The organism is Streptomyces sp. M41(2017) (assembly GCF_002078175.1).
Lineage (GTDB): Bacteria > Actinomycetota > Actinomycetes > Streptomycetales > Streptomycetaceae > Streptomyces.
On record NZ_MWFK01000001.1, the window covers coordinates 5362538 to 5381404 of the forward strand.

An 18867-nucleotide genomic window follows, 5' to 3' on the forward strand; every position below is an offset into this window, starting at 1 on the left:
CGGGCCGCCCGTCAGCGTTGCGTTCCGAGGCGTCGCGGGTTCCGGCCCATCCGCGGGCCCGACGGCTACGGATCTCCCTTGAGGGAACGTAAGGGATGAAACGTCATGGAATCCACGTATATGCAATGTGTGGTCCCGTCGGCGGGAGCGGCCGCTCTGTGCGGGCAGCGCGATGCTCTCCGCCGCAAGCTGGCCGAATGGGGGCTCGGGCGCACCGCCGAGGACGACATCCTTCTCGTCACCGGTGAGCTGCTCGCCAACGCCGTCGGCCACGGCGCACCGCCGGTCCGGGTGGTCTTCAGCCTGAGCCGCACGGCGCAGGGCCGACTCGTGCACATCGAGGTCGCCGACTCCGGCACCGGACTCGACGCCGGTCTCGTGCGCGCGACCTGGCGTCATCCCTCGTTCTCCCTGGCCGACGGCGGCAGGGGACTCCTGATCGTGGACACCCTCGCGCGAAGCTGGGGGGACGTCCCGACCAGCGAGGGGCACACCGTCTGGGCCGACGTCGACTGCGCGGGCGCGGGCGTGCCCGCGGGAGCCGCGCGGGGGTAGTCCCCGCGTCCTTCCGCGGGGTACGCGGACCGGGACAGGGGCTAGGGGAGCGTCTGTTCCGTCCAGATCGTCTTGCCGTTCCCGGAGTAGCGGATACCCCAGTTGTGGCTCATCTCCTGGCAGATGAACAGACCGCGCCCGCCCTCGTCGACCGTACGGGCATGCCGGATCCGAGGGGCCGCGCCGCCGCCGTCGCTCACCTCGCAGGTGAGGGTCGAGTCCTTGATGAGCCGGAGCTGGACGGGCGCCGCCCCGTAGCGCACGGCGTTGGTCACCAGCTCGCTGACGATCAGCTCGGTCGCGAACGCGGTCTCCTCGCCCACCCGCCACAGCCTGAGCCGGTGCTGCGTGTGATGCCGTGCCGTCGCGGCGGCCTCCGGTACGGGATCCAGCGGCCACGTCGCCACCTGGTCCGGGGGGAACGCCCGGGTGCGGGCGAGCAGGAGCAGCACGTCGTGCGTGCCCGGAGTGCCGCGCAGCCGGTAGAGGATGTCGTCCCGCAGCTCGGACAGGGGCCGGTCCAGCCGGGTCAGCGCCTCGCGCAACAGCTTCGAGGGGCGTCCGCCCGAGCGGTCGGACGCGGGGAAGGACGGCGTCCACAGGGCGAGGACACTGCCGTCCCGCATCGGCACGGACGCCGTGGCGAAGGGCGGCCCGTCCCGGCTGCCGAGCAACGGTCCCGTCGGAAGGTCCGGAACATGGATCACTCCGCTGGGATGCGCGACGACCGGCGCGGGGTGCCCGGCGGAGGCCATGGCGCAGACACCGCGCAGCGGATCGTGCACCACGTACACGCAGCTGGCCCTGAGCGGTTCCTGGTGCAGCGGATCACCCGACGGCAGCGCCTGGCGTTCGTAGGCGAGACGTACGACGGTGTCGTTGAGGCGGGCGAGCAGCTCGTCGGGGTCCAGGTCGAGCGCCGCGAGCGAGCGGACGACGGTGCGCAGCTGCCCCATGGCGGTCGCGGCGTCGATACCGCTCCCGCCCACCTCGCCCACCGCCAGCGCGGTCCGCGCGCCCGGGAGGCTGAACGCGTCGAACCAGGTGCCCGCGCCCGCGTCGGCCGGCAGATGCAGCTGTGCGAACTCCATGGCCGTCTGCGAGGGCGGGTCCGGGGGGAGCAGATGGCGTTGCAGCGCCGCCGCGATGGTGTGCTCGTGGGTGTAGCGGCGGGCGTTGTCGAGACTGAGCGCCGTGTGGGTGGCCAGCTCGTGCGTGAGGGCCACGTCGTTCGCGTCGAAGACGTCGTTCGGCCGAACCCGGTACAGGCTCAGCAGACCGAGGACGGCGCCCCGCACGGCGAGCGGCGCGGTGAGCAGCATCCGGGCACCGGAGGCGCGGATGGCACGGGCCCGCTCCGGATCGGCGGCGAGCCAGGGAGTGTCCTCGTCGAGAGTGACGGCCCGCGGTTTGAGATCGCTCAGCACCTGCGAGTACGGCGTCGGCGCCGGCAGCGCGCGGACGTCGCCGAGCGGATGGGCCTGCGCGGCGCGGTCGGGCCCGCCGTTGCGGAACGCGGCACGGCGCAGCGGCACCTCGCGGCCCAGCGGACTGAGCGGCGGGTCCTCGCCCCGCACCACCGCGTCGACGACCTCGACCACCGCGATGTCGGCGAACCCGGGCACCAGCGCGTCCACCAGCTCCTCGCAGGTGGCGACGACGTCGAGACTCCGTCCGACCCGCTCCCGCACCGAGGCGAGCGTCTCGATGCGCCGCTCGGTGCGCATGTGCTCGGTGACCTCGGTCAGGGAGACGACCGCTCCGCGCCCGTGCTTGAGCGGGAAGACGGAGGCCCGCACGAACCGCTCCGGTCCCGCACCGCCCGCGGGATCGAGGCGTACGACGTAGTCCGTGACGGGCGTGTCGGAGGTGACGACCTCCCGCAGGATGCCGTCGAACTCCTGCGGACGGGAGGGCCGGCACACCTCGCCGACTGGCCTGCCCCGGGCCTCGTCGGCCGTGACGCCGCACAGCGCGACGGCCGGGTTGTTCAGGTTGAGCACGCGCAGGTCCGCGTCGAGGACGAAGAACGCCTCCACGGCGTTGGCGCGCAGGGCGTCGAACACGGCGTTCCTGGTGTCGGGGGTCTCGTCCCGCGGTCCGGTGGCCGGAGTGTCGCCGGCCACTTCGAAGACTCCCCAGGCCGCGGCGCCGTCGGGCAGCGGCACCGGTCGGACGCGCAGATCGACGGGGTTGCCCTCGTGGTCCCGGACACCGGACGTCCCGGAGCCGGGCTCCGGCGGGTCGTCGGGGTCCTCACCTTCGGGCATGACCATGTCCAGGGCCGTCCTTCCCACGGCCCCGGACGCCGGCAACCGCCAGAGTTCCTGTGCCCTGGGGCTCCATCGGACGACGACACCGGCGCCGTCGACGACGATCAGCGGAGCCTCATCAGTCACCGGAATCACCTCTGCTGTGGGTCCGGCTGCGCACCTCCGCTCGGGGGAGGGATTCGGCGGCTGATTCTCACCGGAGGAGGTCATGTCGCGAACCGTGTGCCCGTCGGTCCACCGAGCACCGCTTCTTCCAATGTAGGACCTCGTCCAGAGCGCGGCGCGTCGGCGGCCGCCGGGCCACCACGGGACGCGCCCCCTGCCGGGGTCGCCGGGCAGGGGGCGCGCCGGCGGCTACGCCGGTTCGGGCGGGGCCGGACTCCCGGCGCCTCCCGGAGTCGTCAGTCCTTGGCCATGTCCGACTCCGCGGAACGCGCCGCCGATTCCGCGCCGTCCACCAGCTTCTGCAGGTGCGCGACGTCCGTGGGGGACGAGGCGGGCGCGGGGTTCTCCGAGGTGTCCGCGCGGCCGCCGCATCCGGTCAGCAGCAGTGCCGCGGCGGCGACGGCCAGGGCGAGACGCCGGGCGCGCATCAGGCGTCCGCCCCGTTCTTGTTGGCCTTGCACCACTTCACGACGGACGCCAGATCCTTCTGGCGGTTCTCCAGGGCCGGCACGAGGGAGCGGCGGTGCGTGAGCCGCTTGTCGAGGTACTTCTCGATCTCCGTGTGCCCCGCCGACTTCGCGTTCGCGACGCGCTTCTCCAGCCGCGTGATCGAGCCGCGCTCGGTGACGTCGCCGTTCAGCCGGTCGAGGATCCGGTCGATGCGCTTGTCGATCTTCGGTGCCCTCTTGCACAGCGCGTGGGCACCGTCACCGGTCGGCGCGCCGGAGGGCTTCTTGCCCGAGTCGTCGGCCGCCGCGGCGCCTGCCGTGCCGAGCAGCGCTCCGACGGCCATCAGCGAGACGACGGTCGTCCGGGTCCTCGATCCCGTCGGCGTCCTGGGTGTCATCGGTGTCTTCGCCATGCTGAACTCCTCTTCCTTCCGGGGCGGTTGCCCGCTCACCGGGCACGCTAGGAGTCCTCTTTGTGGAATTCTTGTGGCCGGTCACCGGCGGTCGTGATCATCCAGTTCCGCTGGAGGGGCAGCGTCGCCTCCGTCTCCGCCGTGCCGTCGACGAGCGGGAGGACCACCTCGAACCGGGCACCGGCACCGGCGGGCGGCTCGACGATACGGACCAGGCCCCGGTGCAGGTCGATCTGCTGGGCCACGAGGGTGAGGCCGAGGCCCGAACCCGGGCTGTCCGGGCGGCGTCTGAACCGCTCGAACACCTCGGTCCGGCGTTCCGGCGCGATGCCGGGGCCCCGGTCGGTGACGACGAGGACGGCGTCGCCGCCGCTCGCGCGCAGCGTCACGTCGACCCGCGCGGGCTGTCCGTCCATGCTGCCGTGCACCAGCGCGTTGGCGAGGAGATTGTCGACCACCGTCCGCAGCCCAGGCTCCCAGCCGTACACGCGCAGCCCCGGCGGCAGGTCTCCCGTGAGGTGGGCGAGCGGGTGGCGGTGCCGCTGCTCCCGCGCGCTCGCCTCGACGACGTCCGCGAGGTCGACCGGGCCGAAGGCGTCCGCCTCGACCAGGTCCCCGCGGCCCAGCTCGCGCAGCATGACCAACAGCCCCAGCAGCCGGGCGTGTTCACGCCGCAGGTCGTCCAGGACCTCCTCGCGGTCCGGCCCGGGAAGGCGCGGGTGGTCGCTCAGGATCTCCAGATTGGTCTGCATGCTCATCAGAGGGGTGCGCAGTTCGTGCGCGGCGGCGGACGCGAACGAACGCGCCGTGGCCAGCGCCTCCGCTGTGCGCGCGGCCTGCTCGTCGTAGCGGCTGAGGACCCTCTGGAGCGTGTGGGCGAGGTCGTCGACCTCGAGGATCCGCGTCGGCGTGTGGTCCAGGCGGACTCTACTGGTCCGCGGGTCCAGGCCGTTCGCGCCGTCCCGCAGCCGACGCAGCGGACGGCTCGCCCGCCCCGCGACCGCCCCGGCCAGCAGCCCGGACAACGGCGCGGCGAGCAGGGCGACGGTCACCACGCGCCTGCGCACCAGGCGGAGCTGCGTGTCGCTCGCGGTGTCGGGGGCGAACAGCCAGAGGGTTCCGCGCGCACCGGCGCGGCCGACGGCCACCCGCGTCGACAGGATCCGCCAGGTGTCCCCGCCGGCCCGCAGGGTGACCGGCGCCGGCGCGCTCGCGGGCAGCGGCACCGCATGGTCCGGCTGAGGGCCGCCGGTGAACGTCTCATCGGGGCCGACCAGCCGGACGCCGACATCCAGGGCCGAGGTGAACAGCCGCCGCTCACGGGCGCGTTCGACCGCCGCCGACCGATCGGCGGCACTCGCCCGCAGCAGCCCGCGGGCGTCCTTCGCCACCGCCGTCGCGCTCTCCCGCAAGTGGGTGTCCTGCTGGTGGTGCAGGTCCGTCGCGACCAGCCGCAGCAGCAGCCAGCCCGTCGCCAGCACCAGGAGCGGCACGGTCAGGCCGACGGCCAGCGCGATACGGGTGGACAGCCTCATCGTCCGGCCTCCGGTCCGTCGTCGCGCAGCACGAACCCCACACCCCGCACGGTGTGGATGATCCGGGCGCGGCCGGCCGTCTCCAGTTTGCGCCGCAGATAGCTCACGAAGGTGTCCACCGCGTCGGTGCGCACGTCGAAGTCGTAGCCCCAGACCCGGTCGAGGAGCTGGTCGCGGCCCAACACGATGCCGGTGTTGAGCGCGAGGACGTGCAGCAGCTCGAACTCCCGCCGGGTCAGGTCGAGTCGGCGGCCGTCGAGGCTGACCTCCCGGGCGGCGGGATCCAGTGACAGACCGCCGACCCGGACGGTGTGGGTGTCCTTCGGCGGTCGGCGCCGCAGGAGAGCCTCCAGACGCAGCACCAGTTCCTGGAGGGCGAACGGCTTCACGAGGTAGTCGTCGCCGCCCGCCTGCAGCCCCGCGATCCGGTCGGAGGTCTCGTCGAGCGCGGAGAGCATGAGGACCGGCACGTCGTTGTCCTCGCCGCGCAGTGTCCGGCAGACGTCGATGCCGGTGAGGTCCGGCATCGAGATGTCCAGCACGATCGCGTCGGGCGGAGTCCGCCGGAGCGCCTCCAGCGCGGACCTGCCGCCGTCGGCGAGGTCCACGGTGAACCCGCCCAGGCGCAGGCCGCGCTCCAGTGAACGCCGTATCGCCGCGTCGTCGTCGACGACGAGGACCCGGCCCCGATCTCGGCCCATCGTCACCCTCCCGGCCCGCCGACCGGCCGCCGTCCGGCCCGGTCGCCGACCATGGTGCCCCAGCCGCCTCGCGGGACGGTTCGCCAGGGCCCGTCGTGACCCTCGCGAGGGGCATCACGACGGGCCCCGGCGGCTGCTTCCGGCGGGTGGTCAGGGCGTCCGGCAGCGGGGCCGGTGGGGGACGATCGCGGACGTCAGGCACGAATCGGTAACGAACGGCTTTTCCGCGGCGTGAGCAGTCGACCGCGCAGCGTAATGTCCCCGGTCCGGGGCGTTCGTGGGGGAGCGTCCCGGTGTGTGGGGGAGGGAAGGTCATGCCTGTCGTGACGCATGCACGAAGGACGGGTGGGAGAGCCCGGACGCGACTGGTCCCGGCGCTCTGCCTGGGACTCCTGTGCGTGACGCTGTCCGGATGCGGGAGCGACGGCACCCCGTCGGACGCCGCCTCGACAGCCGCCGTGAGCGGCTCCTCGTCGAGTCCGCCGGCGCCGGACGCCTCGACGGCCGGTCCGACGCCCTCGGTGGTCGAGGAGCCGGCGGACACCCCGACGCCGACGGAGGAGCCGGTCACCGAACCCTCGGACGACGCGACCGTGCGGGCCGACGCGTCGGACGCGTCGGCCCTGTGGGGCACGGAGTACAGCGGCACCGCCGACATCTCCGTGGACGTCTACGACTACTGCGCCGCGGACGGCTCCCGGAGGCTCGCCGGCAGCCGGACGTACTCCATGAACAGCACACTGAACCTGAGCGCTCCGCGGACCGGCGGGGACGAGACCGAGGCCAACCCGTTCTCGATGCTGTTCGCGGCGGGCGAGCCCTCCCGGGCGGGTGCCGTGTCCTTCTGGTCCTCGGCCGTCAGCACGACGTCCTCCCAGGACCTGGCCGGCAACCCGCGCGATCCCCATCTCCTGCTCACCTACTGGGACATCGACTGGTCCGACGGCGAACTCGACGCCCGGCTCACGGACCCGCACACCCAGCAGGCGATCGCCCTCAACCTCCTCAACTGGCCCAGCCCGGTGGTCGCCTGCCGCTCCGACCTCGGCGAGCTGCCCGGCGGCTACCCGCACGCGCTCGCCTCGGGCACGACGCTCGCGGGGCGCCTCGACGGTTCCGCTGCGTCCCTCACGGCGGAGGGCGGCAGCACCGACGGCCTGATCGCCTTCCGCTTCCAGTTCGACGGAACGGCCTCGTGAGACGGGGGTGCCAGAGCCGTGGGGGCGCCGTGCGCGGTCCCACGGGCGCGCGGTTGCGGGACTGTCCTCGCCAGGACGGGCGTCCGGGTCCGTGCCCGTCGCGTCACCGTCGCGTCACAGGGCCGTCCGGACGCGAACCTCCGGCGGCCCCGGTGCGCTCTGTAGCGACGGGTGCCGGTGAGCGACCGGCGCCCGACCAACTCATCGGGGGACTCCATGCTCAACGGGACGCGGTACGGGTCGGCTGCCCGCAGGGCCGCTCTGGCGACGGCGGCCGTTTCGGCCGCCGCACTTCTCATGACGGCCTGCCAGCCGGGCGACGACGGGACCGGTTCGGTGCCGTCCGCCGCTTCCTCGGCGCCCACGGGCGGTGCTCGGCCTTCGGGCGCGCCGTCCTCGAACACCCCCTCCGGGAAGCCCGGTTCGGGCGGTGCCTCCTCGGCCCCGGCGGCCGCGCCCTGCGCCGCGGAGGCGCTGGAAACGACCATGCGTCAGGCCGCTGTCCGGCCGGACGGGACCGGAACGGGCGCGGCGGTCGTCGAGTTCACCAATACGTCCGGCGCGTCGTGCTCCCTCCAGGGGCATCCGACCGTGGCGGGCGCGGCCAACGGCTCCCCGGACAAGGGACGTCCGCTCGCGGTGACCCCGACGGGTACGGCGGCCCGGGTGGTCCTCGCCCCCGGCGGGAAGGCCTGGATCAAGCTGACGTTCAAGCAGGTCCAGGGCGAAGGCGACGGATACTGCGCGTCCGGGGCCGACCCCGCCACCTATCCGACCCTCGTGGTGGGCCTTCCCGGCGCCGGAGCGCACCAGGTCGCCCTCGACGACGGCGTGGTGGCCGAATGCGACGACACGGTGACCGCCACTCCGGTCACGGCCACCAAGCCCTCCTGAGCGTCCGCGACCGTCCACGCCGTCGCCGTAGGACGTCCGGGCGGCGACGGTGTGCGGTCCGCGCGATCAGGAGCATCCCCGGTCCGGTCGGTCCGTCCGTACCGCGGAGATCGCCACGGTCGTGAACCGCAGGGTGAAGCGGCCTCCCATCGCGTCGATCGCGGAGCCCACCTCGGCCAGGACGCCCATCAGCGCATCCGCCGGGAGCTGCGTGAGCGCGCCCTGGGTGGGAACGACGTCGAGCCACGCGTCCCGCGTGTACGACCGTTCCCAGGCGAAGCTCCACTCCTCCGGTTCACCGAAGCCGCCGGCCTCGTGCAGCCCCTCGCGGGTCCGGTCGAGCACGGGGCGGTAGGGGTCCGTGGACGGCCGGGCCATCGCCGCGAAGTCGAAGGGCGAGTCGGGCATCGCCCTTCGACAGGCCGTCGCGGTCGCCTCCGCCACCTCGGCCGGCGGACCGAACACATGCCAGAACGCGGCGAACCTGCCCCCGGGGCGCAGCACCCCGGCAACCCCGGCCGCTCCCGCGACCGGATCGACCCAGTGCCAGGACTGCGCGGCGACGACGGCGTCGAACCGCCGCCCGGCGGGCTGCCACGCCTCGAACGCCGACACCTCGACCTCCGTGCCGAGCCGCCGGGCCACCTCGGCCATCCGGTCGTCCGGCTCGACCCCGAGGACGGCGCATCCCGCGGCACGGAACTGCCGGGCGGCGATCCCGGTGCCGCATCCCACGTCGAGCACGTCGCGGCCGGGACTGCCCGTGACGATCCGCCGCACCAGAGCATCGGGATAGCCGGGCCGCGCCCGGTCGTAGCGCTCGGCGTCCGAACCGAAGGACTCCGCCGTCGACCGGTGCTCGTGCGGTTCTCGCGGTGAGGGGAGCGACCCTCCCGTCGGTACAGTGGGCATGCGCCCACTATGAGTGGGCGCATGCCCACTCGTCAACGGTCGAACGACGGGTCCGGACCGGCCGGGCGCGCCGTTCGAGAACGATGCGGGGAGTCGTAACGGGACGTCGGCGCAGGTGGCGGGCGACCATCACGGGCAGGGCTGCCGTGAGGGGGCGGGTACGGCGGCGGAGTGGGCGCACCCGCCCGGAACAGGAAGGTGGATGTACTCATGCCGACCGGAGTGGCCCTGCGCGACGCCCGTGAGCAGCTCTTCGCCGCGGCCGAGCGGATCCTGCTGCGTGAGGGGCCGAACGCGCTGACCAGCCGTGCGGTGACGGCCGAGGCGGGGTGCGCCAAGGGTGTCCTGCACCGGCATTTCGCCGACTTCGACGACTTCCTCGCCGAGCTGGTGCGGGACCGGATCGTCCTCATCGGTGAACAGGGCGGCGTCCTGCGGGCGACAGCCGGAACGGGCGCCGTGGCCGACCGGCTGACCGCCGCGCTGGCCGACGTGTTCGGTCCCCTGGCCCTCGGCGTGCTGGGCCTCGTCGCGGCCCGGGACGCGCTGCGTGCGCGGCTGCGGCTCACCACTCCCGCGGGGCTGCCCGTGCTGACGGAGGCCGGCGCCATGATCGCCTCCTACCTGCGTGCCGAGCGCGATCTGGGCCGTATCGCGCCCGAAGCGGACACCGACACGCTCGCGCTCACCCTGATCGGGACGGGGCACCTCCTGTTCGCGGGCGGGGAGGACGCGTCGCCCGATCCGGAGGCCGTCCGTCGGATGGTGAACTCGGTCCTCGCCGGGGTCCTGCGCGAAGCCTGAGGCTCCGTGCGCGGGCGATCGCGCGTGCCCGGAGCCTGGCGCCCGACGTCCGGTTCGTCCGCTTCGAGAACCCTGACGCGCGTCGGGAATGCGGACGCGGGGTGCGCTGTTACAGCTCGCGTAACTGATTGGCATGCGCGAGTCAAGGCTCGTGCATGGTGGGCGAAGGAGGACCTCATGGCACGCAGCACCGCACGCCCCGTCGTCACGCTGAGGTCGACGGCCGGCACCGGCGCCACGTACGTGACGCGCAAGAACCGCGGGAACGACCCCGACAGGCTCGTCCTGCGCAAGTACGACCCGCAGGCGGGCAGGCACGTCACGTTCCGCGAGGAGCGCTGACCGCACGGCGGCCACGCCCGGCAGAGGTGGCCGACGTCATCACGGACCGACCTGCCGCCATCGAGGAGGGAACCCCATGAGGACCGACATTCATCCCGTATCCCGTCCGGTCGTCTTCCGGGACCGTGCCGCGGACGTCGCGTTCCTGACGCGCTCGACCGCGGACTCGGCGCAGACGATCGAGTGGGAGGACGGCGTGGTCTACCCCGTCATCGACGTCGAGACCTCGTCGGCGAGCCACCCGTTCTACACCGGGACCTCACGGGTCCTGGACACCGCCGGCCGGGTGGAGCGCTTCGAGCGCCGCTACGGCCGAGCCGCGGCGAACCGGACCTGAGTCCTGGAGTCCGTCGCGTTCGGCAGGAGGAGAGTCCGACCATGAAGGTACGCAATTCACTTCGCTCCCTGAAGTCCAAGCCCGGCGCCCAGGTGGTGCGCAGGCGCGGCGTGGTCTTCGTCGTGAACAAGAAGAACCCGCGCCTCAAGGCCCGCCAGGGCTGACGGGCGTCCGGGGGAACACATCCGGCCCGGCCCACGCGTCCGCGTGGGCCGGGCCGGCCGCATGTGCGGGACCCCGCTGTTCCGGCGGACACCGCCGCGGGCGGCCCGGGCCTGCGGGTCCGGCGCCCCTTCGGCGCCGGGGCCACGAAGGCGTCCCGTACGGCGCCTCGCCGACCTGCCCGTCCGGCCCACGGCTCACGGTTCCCGGACCTCCCTGGCGTTACGATCACGACTGTGACGTGCCTTTCCCCGGCGACCGGATCGCCGGCGGACGGTGGGGCGCGGACGACGGGAACCGATGCGTGAGGGTCGCGCCGGGCGCAGAACTCCGAGGGGAGCCGTTCGTGACCACGGCCAGGGACTTGTTCGTCATCACGATGGACAGGGAGTCGGACCGTCCGGTGGGACAGGGGGATCTGTCGCTCGCCCTCGCCGGCGCCGAGGTGATCGATCTCGTCGGTGCCGGGGCTCTCGTGCTGGAAGGCGACCTGATGGTGCCGAAGTCCGGCGCCGCGCCGGAGGACCGGCTGCTGGGCGAGGCGGCGGCGAAGCTCAGCCACGACGCGCCGTACGAGCGGGTCGAGGACTGGCTCTGGCGCCGGGGCAGGGACCTGGCGGGGGCCTATCAGAGCGACCTCGAACAGTCGGGGCAGCTCGTCCGGCAGAAGCGGGGCCGGCTGTCGCTCAAAGGGGAGCGCATGGAACTGGCGGACTCGCCGGCCCGCACCCGCGCCCTGCACCGCTGGGCGGCCGACGAACCCGTTCTCCTCGCCCTGGCGGAGGTCGTCGGGATTCCCGTCGAGCAGCCCGAGGACACGCCGGCCGTGGTCGACGAGGGCGTCACGACCGTGCTGGTCGCCGTGCACGACGCGGTGATGGAGCTGGAGGCCGTCCGTCAGCGCCGGTCCATCGAGAAGGCGGCCTTCGCCAACATCTGGCGCGGCTGAGGGACCTCCGCGGGGATCGAGCGGGTTCGACGAGGCCGAGGGCCTGTCGCCGGGCCCGCCCGGCGGAGGGGCCCGCCCGCTCAGCCGGACTCGCGGGCCCGGTGCACGCTCTCACGCGCCTCCTGGAGTTGCGCCTCGATCCGCGGTGCGCGCCGGGCGCGCAGCGTGTCGGAGACCCGTTGCAGGGTCTTCGTGAGGGGGTTCTTCTCCTGCCCTTCGGCAGCGGCGCGGACGGCGGACGCCGCGTCACGGAACTCCTCCATCTCGGCGAGCGCCGCGTGGGCCAGCTCGGTCGCCTCGCGGTACAGATCGCGCGACTTCGTCATGGCGTCGAGGGCCTCCGCGTAGGAGGCGGCCTGTGCCCGCGCCTTGGCCAGCTCCTCCTCCAGCGTCAGCAGACGCCAGTCCTCGCGGAGCTCGGTCACGGCGGCGGCCGCGTCGTCGGGCAGCGGCCAGGGCAGCGCGGCGAAGCGCAGCACCTTGTCCAGGAGCTCGGCCGGTTCGGAGCCGTCGAGAAAGACGCTCCGCACGCTGAAGTCCTCCTGGTCGTAACCGAGCCGCGCCGGGGTGCCGGAGAGGATGACGGCCCCGCCGCGCGGTACGGACGCGGCGAGGTCACCGAGGGCCCAGTTGACCGCGTGGTACTGCTCCGGCGTGGCGCGGTGCTCCACGACACGGTGCCGCAGGCCTGGCGGCAGCCGCCGGACCAGGGGGACGAGCCCGTCGCGGTCGGGTGTCATGGCCTCGTGGACGACGACGTTGATGCTCCAGCTGTGCCGTCCGCTGTCCTTGATCAGCCGACGCAGAGCCGCGTCGTCCTTCGGCAGCGGGTTGATGTCCTGCAGCAGGAGGCCGGTCGCGGCGTCGCGGTCCCAGGCGAGGTGGCTCCCGGCGGGCCAGAACACGTCGGCGGGGGAGGCCCACGCCAGGTCCCAGGGCCGCTCGGCCTCGGCCGCCAGCGTCCAGTGCCGGTCGCCGTCCACCTCCTCGCGCCCGTCGGTGACGAGCCGTGCCCGGACCGTGACGCCGTCGGCGACGAACCAGCGGGCCTCGAAGACGTGACCGCCCGGTGTCGAGGCGCTCTCCGTCTCCAGGAAGTCCTGGATCCGCTCGCTGTTCTTCAGTGCCCGCAGATGCTCCCGGACAGCGTGCTGCGGGGCGGGGCCGGTGTGGCGCCCGGCGGCCAGCCAGACGGTGTCCGGCGCGGTGGGACGGTCTGTGGAGGACTTCGGCATGAGTCACTTTGCTGGTGGGGTGTGGTGTGCCTTCCCAGTATGGTCACCTCGCACCATGATCCGGGGACGTGGCCCCCTCGGGGATCACGGACCTCCGCCCTCGCGTGAATATGCGCGGTTTGCGGCGGATCGAGTCTTTTCCGTTCGGACCCGTGGTTGCGGAGCGCCCGATGGCCGGTCGCGGGCGGACGGGGGAGCCGGTCGGCGGCTCGGGGCGCGGACGGGTGGGGAGTCGCCGGGGCGGCTGTCGGGCGGGGTGCTGCGAGGGGCGTGGGTGGACCCCGGCCGGGCAGCCCGTCTGTGTCCAATTCCCGTCCGTCGCTGTTGACTTATGGTCACCTTCGTTGGGGAAGTCGACAACTTCCTTGACCGTTAGAGTGGTTGACGTCCAGGTGTGTCGGTCACGTTTCGGGCACGTGAGGTGCGGGGTCTTGACGACGATGGTGACATCCGGCTGTCATTACGCCCACGTTGTTCGGTCGAGTTGGTTTTTGATCGATTTTCCGGCCTCCGGGCCGGTCGTCCTCCCTGACCGAACCCTGCCCACAGGAGCCGTCATGCACCTTCATCTCCCGGGTTCGTCCGCCCCGACTCCCAGCCGCCGCACGCTGCTCCGAGGAATCGGCGGCGCGGCAGCGCTCGGCGCCGGCATACCCCTGCTCAGCGCCTGCGGTGACAGCGGCAGCTCGGCCGACCCCAAGACGGTCACGCTCGGCTCCAACGCCTCGGACGCGGTGCCGAAGAAGGCCTTCGCCGAGATCTACGCGGCGTTCAAGAAGCAGTCCGGCGTCACGGTCGACGTGAACACGAAGGACCACAACACCTTCCAGGAGCAGATCAACTCCTACCTCCAGGGCACCCCGGACGACGTGTTCAACTGGTTCGCCGGCTACCGCATGCAGTTCTTCGCGTCGAAGAAGCTCGCCTCGCCCATCGACGACGTGTGGGACAAGATCGGCGGCAACTTCCCGGACGCCATGAAGAAGCTCAGCAAGGGCCAGGACGGCAAGTACTACTTCGTGCCCCTCTACACGTATCCCTGGGCGATCTTCTACCGCAAGAGCGTCTTCCAGCAGCACGGCTACGAAGTCCCCACCACCTGGGACCAGTTGGTCGCCCTCTGCAAGAAGATGAAGAAGGACGGCCTCGTCCCGATCGCCTTCGCCGACAAGGACGCCTGGCCGGCGATGGGCACCTTCGACCAGATCAACTTCCGCCTCAACGGCTACGACTTCCACGTCGAGCTGATGGGCGGCAAGGCCTCCTGGACCGACCCGAAGGTCAAGGCCGTCTTCGACCACTGGGCCGAGCTGCTCCCGTACCACCAGGACGGCTTCATGGGCCGCACCTGGCAGGACGCGGCCCAGACCATGGTGGCCAAGAAGGCGGGCATGTACCTCCTCGGCTCCTTCGTGGCCCAGCAGTTCACGAACAAGGCCGACCTCGACGACCTCGACTTCTTCGCCTTCCCCGAGATGAACCCGGCCTACGGCCAGGACACGGTGGAGGCGCCCACCGACGGCTTCATGGTCAGCAAGGCCCCGAAGAACCACAGCGGAGTCGTCAAGCTCCTCGAATACCTCGGGACCCCCGCCGCCGAGCAGATCTACCTCAAGGCCGACTCCAGCGTGGTCGCCGCCTCCTCCAAGGCCGACACCTCCTCGTACAGCGCGCTGCAGAAGAAGGCCTACGAGATGATCAGCGGCGCCAAGAGCCTGACCCAGTTCATGGACCGCGACTCCCGGCCGGACTTCACCTCCACGGTGATGCAGCCCGGTCTGCAGAAGTTCCTCCAGAACCCCAAGGGCGTCGACGGTCTGCTGTCCTCGATCGAGCGCCAGAAGAAGACGATCTTCGCCTCCGCATGACCGCCGAGACCGACACGAAGACCCCGGAGGCCGCCGCCGTGCCGCCTCCGGGGCCCGCACACGAGCAGCAGCCGGCCCCGCGAGGGCGCCGGCGTCTGCTGACCCGCCGTGACCGCATCACGCTCGCCCTCATGGCGGGCGTGCCCACGGTCCTGCACGTGGCCCTCGTCTGGGTCACCGCCTTCGCCTCGATCGCCCTCGCCTTCACCACTTGGGACGGCATCGGCTTCGACTCCATCAAGTGGGTGGGCCTGGACAACTTCCGGGAGCTGTTCACCAACAACCCGCAGTTCTGGCCCGCCGTCCAGCACAACATCATCTGGTTCGTCGTGCTCATCCTGGTCCCGACCCCGATGGGCCTGTTCCTCGCGGTGCAGCTCGACAAGCGGATCCGGTTCAGCCGCGTCTACCAGACGGCGTTCTTCCTCCCGGTCGTCGTCTCGCTGGCCGTCACCGGCTTCGTCTGGCAGCTCGTCTACAACCCCGACACGGGCCTGATCAACAGCCTCGTGGGGGCCAACAAGCCCGGCCACTACATCGACTGGATCGGCGACCCGCACCTCAACCTGTGGGCCGTGCTCATCGCCGCCTCATGGCGGCACACCGGCTACATGATGATCCTCTACCTGGCCGGCCTGAAGGGCGTCGACCCCTCGCTGCGCGAGGCCTCGGCACTCGACGGCGCGAACGAGTGGCAGACGTTCAAGAGCGTCATCTTCCCGACGCTGCGGCCCACCAACACCGTCGTCCTCGTCGTCACGATCATCGAGGCGCTGCGCGCCTTCGACCTGGTCTTCGTCTTCAACAAGGGCGCCCAGGGCACCGAGTTGCTGTCGATCCTGATCACCAACAACATCATCGGTGAGTCCAGCCGGATCGGCTACGGCTCTGCGATCGCCGTCGTCCTGCTGGTCATCTCCCTCGCGGTCATCATCCCGTACCTGATCGCGACCTTCCGGAAGGAGCGGCGCGCATGAGCACCCCGACCGCCGCGCTCGACCGGCAGCGACCCCGGCCCCCGGTCCGCCCGGCCCGCGTCCTGCTGCACGTGTTCCTCGTCGTCACGTCGCTGGCCTGGCTCGCCCCGCTGCTGTGGGCGGTGTTCGCGGCCCTGCGCCCGTACGGGGAGACCAGCGAGAAGGGGTACGTCTCCTGGCCGGACACGCTGAGCCTCGACAACTTCAAGAACGCGTTCCAGCAGTCCGACATGACGCACTACTTCGTCAACACGCTGATCATCGCGGTCCCGGCCGTGCTGCTGACGCTGCTGCTGTCGTCGATGGTCGCGTTCTATGTCAGCCGCTTCGACTTCCGGCTCAACGTGTTCCTGCTGCTGGTGTTCACCGCGGGCAACCTGCTGCCGCAGCAGGTCATCATCACCCCGCTGTACCGCATGTACCTGCTCGTCGACCTGCCCGGCGTCACGGCGAGCGGCAAGCTCTACGACTCCGCGCTCGGCCTGGTGCTCATCCACGTGGCGTTCCAGTCGGGGTTCTGCGCCTTCGTGCTGAGCAACTACATGCGCATGCTTCCGGACGAACTCACCGAGGCCGCCCTGGTCGACGGCGCCTCGGTGTGGCGGATGTACTGGCAGATCGTGCTGCCGCTGTGCAAGCCGGCGATGGCGGCCCTGGCCACGCTGCTGTCCATCTGGATCTACAACGATTTCTTCTGGGCCATCGTCCTCATCTCGACCGGGGAGAACATGCCGATCACCTCGGCCCTGAACAACCTCTCCGGGCAGTACTTCACGGACCCCAACCTGGTGGCCGCCGGTGCCCTGCTCACCGCGATCCCGACGCTGATCGTGTACTTCGCGCTGCAGCGTCAGTTCGTCAGCGGCCTGACCCTCGGCGCCAACAAGGGCTGAGACAGGAACACGTCGTACGAGGGGCCCCGCACAGCGCCTGTGCGGGGCCCCTCGTACGACGTCCTCGGTCTCTCAGGTCTCGTCCTCCATGCGGATCACGCTCCTGAGGTTCTTGTGGGCCGTGCCGGGTGCGCCCTCCTGCGCCTCCAGCAGCGCCGCGGCGATGGCGTCCAGTTTGCGCTGGAGGGCCCGCTCACCCCGCAGCTCGGAGTTCTTCAGAAGGGCGAGGAGCAGCAGCGTCACCGTCGTCATCGCGTCACCGGCGAGCAGCAGCCACTCCAGGGAGAGCCCGGCGAAGTGCACGGCGATGGTGAGGGACACCAGCACGACGCAGATGGCGAAGAACACCGGCGAGCTGGTGAAGCGCGACGCGGACTCGGCGAGCCGCTCGAACCTGCCGCGGTCGTCGCCGCCGCGGTCGGCGGGATGCTGGAGAACCATGGTCAGCGCTTGGTCCACGTGCGCACGCGGTCCGTCGCCGTCCGGGTCATCTCCTGTGCCTTGCCGCGCAGTTGCTCACGGCGCCCGGCGCGTTGCATGGACGGGTCACCCATGGCCTTGCCGACGGACTCGGTCACCTTGCCCTTGAGCTGTCTCACCTTCGCGTTGCCCTTGAACCTCATCGTCGTCGTCCTCTCGGGGGCTCCGTGCCGCGCTGCGGCGTTACCCACCGTCTGGCCCGCGGACGGCCGCGCAAACCGGCCGCTGTCCGGTTCTCGCTCACAACGGCCGGGTTTCTCCGCGCCGCCTGCGGGGACCCGGTAGGCAAAGCCCAGAGCCGCAGGGAAGTCCGGTCCCGAACGGGCCCAACACAGAAGGAAGATGAGCGTCGTGACCGCGGACAGCATGAGTACGAGCAGGACCATCATTCGGACCGAGACGGAGTGGGCCGAGGCGCGCCGTCGGGGGAGTGGTCCGCGGACCTGCGTTGCCGCGACCACCGAGCGGACGGCCCGCCAGGACCGGTCCGCCCCCGAGGCGAACATCATCCGCGGCGAGGACTGACCGCCGCCGGCACCCGGGCTTCGTACGAGGAGGGCGCGGACCCCGCACGGGGGTCCGCGCCCTCCTGCCGTGCACGGGCGGGCCGAGCGGCGGGCGGGACGGCTGTCAGGGAGCGGTGTCGGTCTCGGAACGCAGTCGGCGGATCTCGTCGCGCTGAGCCTGGCGGAGGTCCTCGTCCGCCGCGTCCTCGGGAACGTCGTCCGGGACCAGATGCACGGCCGCCTCCTCCGCGGAGGCGGCGGCGCCGTCGATCCCGACGTCCTCGGCGAGCATGTCGTTCTCGGCGTCCGCCAGGGCGTCTCCGTCGTACGACACGAGGCGGCCGGCGCGGTCCGTGCCCACCTCGTCGTCCAGCGGTTCGCCGTCCCCGCCCTCCAGATCGCCCACGCCGTCGTCGGCGGCGTCGGGCTCCTCCAGCGCGGGGTCCAGACGCTCCTCGGCGAGCCGCTCGTCGAGCGTCTCCCCTTCCCGCTGTTCACGCTCCGTGGTGCCCTGGTGCTCCACCCCGAGCGGGCGCTCGGGCGGAGACCACCCCTCGTCGTAGGGGTCGGCACCCCGGTCCTCCAGCGTGTCCTCCGCGTCCAGGATGCCTTCGTCCTCGCGGTCGTCGAGGCCCTCCGGCTGGTAGACCTCGTCCCCCATGGTGTCGTCCTCGCTCTGGCTGCCCATGTCGTCAGCGACCTCCCGGATGGTTCGATGTGTGTCATCGCCCCGCGTACCCAGGCTCACCCAGCCCACCCGTTCCGGCACCCCGGAACGGCACGACGACACGCAGAGTGACCGACCGGCGAGGGGCGATCCGAGGGTTTCACGTTTGATCCACGCCCGGGCGGTCACCCGACGTCCCAGCAGCTGATGTCGATCCTGATGGGGAAGTGAGCAGTTGTGGCTGGTGACCAGAAGGCCAAGGCCAAGATGGAACAGGCCAAGGGCAAGACCAAGGAGGCCGCCGGGCGCGCCGTGGGCAACGAGCGGATGACCGCCGAGGGCCGCGCCGAGAAGGCGAAGGGCGACGCACGCCAGGCCAAGGAGAAGACGAAGGACGCCTTCAAGCCCTGACGCCGGGACGACTTCCGGCGCCGGGCCGCGCGACGGCCGCCCGGTGACCGGCCGGAACCGACGCGGTCGTCGGGCCGAACGCGGTGGGGCCCGTTCCTCGGAACGGGCCCCACCGGCGTGTGTCCGGCGAGGGCCGTGAC

At 71.8% G+C, this 18867-nt stretch carries 23 protein-coding genes; 13 read left to right on the top strand and 10 right to left on the bottom strand.

Features of this window, described 5'->3' with window-relative positions:
• Positions 1-105 precede the first annotated feature (105 nt).
• Positions 106-555 (top strand): ATP-binding protein, encoded by a 450-nt coding sequence (locus B0675_RS23425; protein ID WP_081220780.1) that lies wholly within the window; start codon positions 106-108, stop codon positions 553-555.
• Between the two features lie 41 nt (positions 556-596).
• Here the strand turns inward: B0675_RS23425 and B0675_RS23430 are convergent, their stop codons facing one another.
• The 5 genes from B0675_RS23430 to B0675_RS23450 all read right to left on the bottom strand — a co-directional run bounded on the left by B0675_RS23430 (position 597) and on the right by B0675_RS23450 (position 6091).
• Positions 597-2954: a SpoIIE family protein phosphatase gene (locus B0675_RS23430; RefSeq protein WP_179165350.1), complete on the bottom strand. Its 2358-nt coding sequence runs from the start codon at positions 2952-2954 to the stop codon at positions 597-599.
• Positions 2955-3229: 275 nt separating this feature from the next.
• Positions 3230-3421: a hypothetical protein gene (locus B0675_RS23435; protein WP_081220781.1), complete on the bottom strand. Its 192-nt coding sequence runs from the start codon at positions 3419-3421 to the stop codon at positions 3230-3232.
• Positions 3421-3855: a hypothetical protein gene (locus B0675_RS23440; RefSeq protein ID WP_241539842.1), complete on the bottom strand. Its 435-nt coding sequence runs from the start codon at positions 3853-3855 to the stop codon at positions 3421-3423. The genes B0675_RS23435 and B0675_RS23440 overlap by 1 nt, the downstream gene beginning before the upstream one ends.
• Before the next feature lie 47 nt (positions 3856-3902).
• The gene (locus tag B0675_RS23445) at positions 3903-5390 is read right to left on the bottom strand and encodes a HAMP domain-containing sensor histidine kinase (RefSeq protein ID WP_081220782.1); all 1488 of its coding nucleotides are present in this window, start codon (positions 5388-5390) and stop codon (positions 3903-3905) included.
• On the bottom strand, positions 5387-6091 hold the full coding sequence (locus B0675_RS23450) for a response regulator transcription factor (RefSeq protein WP_081220783.1): 705 nt from the start codon (positions 6089-6091) through the stop codon (positions 5387-5389). The genes B0675_RS23445 and B0675_RS23450 overlap by 4 nt, the downstream gene beginning before the upstream one ends.
• 398 nt (positions 6092-6489) lie before the next feature.
• Here B0675_RS23450 and B0675_RS23455 point away from each other — a divergent pair, with 398 nt between their 5' ends.
• Together B0675_RS23455 and B0675_RS23460 are read left to right on the top strand one after the other, a co-directional pair.
• Positions 6490-7290 (top strand): hypothetical protein, encoded by an 801-nt coding sequence (locus B0675_RS23455; RefSeq protein ID WP_081220784.1) that lies wholly within the window; start codon positions 6490-6492, stop codon positions 7288-7290.
• A gap of 297 nt (positions 7291-7587) precedes the next feature.
• Positions 7588-8184 carry a DUF4232 domain-containing protein gene (locus B0675_RS23460; protein ID WP_081221962.1) on the top strand — a complete coding sequence of 199 codons (597 nt, stop codon included), beginning with the start codon at positions 7588-7590 and terminating at the stop codon, positions 8182-8184.
• A 66-nt stretch (positions 8185-8250) separates the two neighbouring features.
• On the opposite strand, the gene B0675_RS23465 is transcribed toward B0675_RS23460, so the two are convergent.
• Complete coding sequence (locus B0675_RS23465) at positions 8251-9096, bottom strand: class I SAM-dependent methyltransferase (protein WP_081220785.1); 846 nt, start codon at positions 9094-9096, stop codon at positions 8251-8253.
• 210 nt (positions 9097-9306) lie between these two features.
• Between B0675_RS23465 and B0675_RS23470 the strand changes: the two genes are divergently transcribed.
• From B0675_RS23470 to B0675_RS23490, 5 genes are all read left to right on the top strand, one after another.
• The gene (locus B0675_RS23470) at positions 9307-9900 is read left to right on the top strand and encodes a TetR/AcrR family transcriptional regulator (RefSeq protein WP_081220786.1); all 594 of its coding nucleotides are present in this window, start codon (positions 9307-9309) and stop codon (positions 9898-9900) included.
• A 177-nt stretch (positions 9901-10077) separates the two neighbouring features.
• Positions 10078-10242, top strand: a complete 165-nt coding sequence (rpmG, locus tag B0675_RS23475; RefSeq protein WP_081220787.1) for a 50S ribosomal protein L33 — start codon at positions 10078-10080, stop codon at positions 10240-10242.
• Positions 10243-10318: 76 nt separating this feature from the next.
• Positions 10319-10579: a type B 50S ribosomal protein L31 gene (locus B0675_RS23480; protein ID WP_081220788.1), complete on the top strand. Its 261-nt coding sequence runs from the start codon at positions 10319-10321 to the stop codon at positions 10577-10579.
• Between the two features lie 41 nt (positions 10580-10620).
• Positions 10621-10743 (top strand): type B 50S ribosomal protein L36, encoded by a 123-nt coding sequence (ykgO, locus tag B0675_RS23485; RefSeq protein WP_081220789.1) that lies wholly within the window; start codon positions 10621-10623, stop codon positions 10741-10743.
• Positions 10744-11087: 344 nt separating this feature from the next.
• Positions 11088-11690 carry a GPP34 family phosphoprotein gene (locus B0675_RS23490; protein WP_081220790.1) on the top strand — a complete coding sequence of 201 codons (603 nt, stop codon included), beginning with the start codon at positions 11088-11090 and terminating at the stop codon, positions 11688-11690.
• An 80-nt stretch (positions 11691-11770) separates the two neighbouring features.
• On the opposite strand, the gene B0675_RS23495 is transcribed toward B0675_RS23490, so the two are convergent.
• The gene (locus B0675_RS23495) at positions 11771-12925 is read right to left on the bottom strand and encodes a hypothetical protein (RefSeq protein WP_081220791.1); all 1155 of its coding nucleotides are present in this window, start codon (positions 12923-12925) and stop codon (positions 11771-11773) included.
• 557 nt (positions 12926-13482) lie between these two features.
• Between B0675_RS23495 and B0675_RS23500 the strand changes: the two genes are divergently transcribed.
• From B0675_RS23500 to B0675_RS23510, 3 genes are read left to right on the top strand one after another with little or no spacing between them, the layout of a single operon-like run.
• Positions 13483-14793 carry an ABC transporter substrate-binding protein gene (locus B0675_RS23500; protein ID WP_081220792.1) on the top strand — a complete coding sequence of 437 codons (1311 nt, stop codon included), beginning with the start codon at positions 13483-13485 and terminating at the stop codon, positions 14791-14793.
• Entirely contained in the window at positions 14790-15770 is a 981-nt protein-coding gene (locus tag B0675_RS23505) for a sugar ABC transporter permease (RefSeq protein WP_081220793.1), read from the top strand. Before B0675_RS23500 ends, B0675_RS23505 begins: the two co-directional genes overlap by 4 nt.
• Positions 15767-16663 (top strand): carbohydrate ABC transporter permease, encoded by an 897-nt coding sequence (locus B0675_RS23510; protein ID WP_081220794.1) that lies wholly within the window; start codon positions 15767-15769, stop codon positions 16661-16663. The genes B0675_RS23505 and B0675_RS23510 overlap by 4 nt, the downstream gene beginning before the upstream one ends.
• A 72-nt stretch (positions 16664-16735) precedes the next feature.
• Here the strand turns inward: B0675_RS23510 and B0675_RS23515 are convergent, their stop codons facing one another.
• Both B0675_RS23515 and B0675_RS23520 read right to left on the bottom strand, forming a co-directional pair.
• Complete coding sequence (locus B0675_RS23515; protein ID WP_081221963.1) at positions 16736-17104, bottom strand: low affinity iron permease family protein; 369 nt, start codon at positions 17102-17104, stop codon at positions 16736-16738.
• A 2-nt stretch (positions 17105-17106) separates the two neighbouring features.
• Positions 17107-17286: a CsbD family protein gene (locus B0675_RS23520; RefSeq protein WP_081220795.1), complete on the bottom strand. Its 180-nt coding sequence runs from the start codon at positions 17284-17286 to the stop codon at positions 17107-17109.
• Positions 17287-17485: 199 nt separating this feature from the next.
• Here B0675_RS23520 and B0675_RS23525 point away from each other — a divergent pair, with 199 nt between their 5' ends.
• Complete coding sequence (locus tag B0675_RS23525) at positions 17486-17668, top strand: hypothetical protein (protein WP_081220796.1); 183 nt, start codon at positions 17486-17488, stop codon at positions 17666-17668.
• Between the two features lie 105 nt (positions 17669-17773).
• Here the strand turns inward: B0675_RS23525 and B0675_RS23530 are convergent, their stop codons facing one another.
• Complete coding sequence (locus B0675_RS23530) at positions 17774-18337, bottom strand: DUF5709 domain-containing protein (RefSeq protein ID WP_241539844.1); 564 nt, start codon at positions 18335-18337, stop codon at positions 17774-17776.
• A 216-nt stretch (positions 18338-18553) separates the two neighbouring features.
• Here B0675_RS23530 and B0675_RS23535 point away from each other — a divergent pair, with 216 nt between their 5' ends.
• Positions 18554-18727 carry a CsbD family protein gene (locus B0675_RS23535; RefSeq protein ID WP_081220797.1) on the top strand — a complete coding sequence of 58 codons (174 nt, stop codon included), beginning with the start codon at positions 18554-18556 and terminating at the stop codon, positions 18725-18727.
• Positions 18728-18867 lie beyond the last annotated feature (140 nt).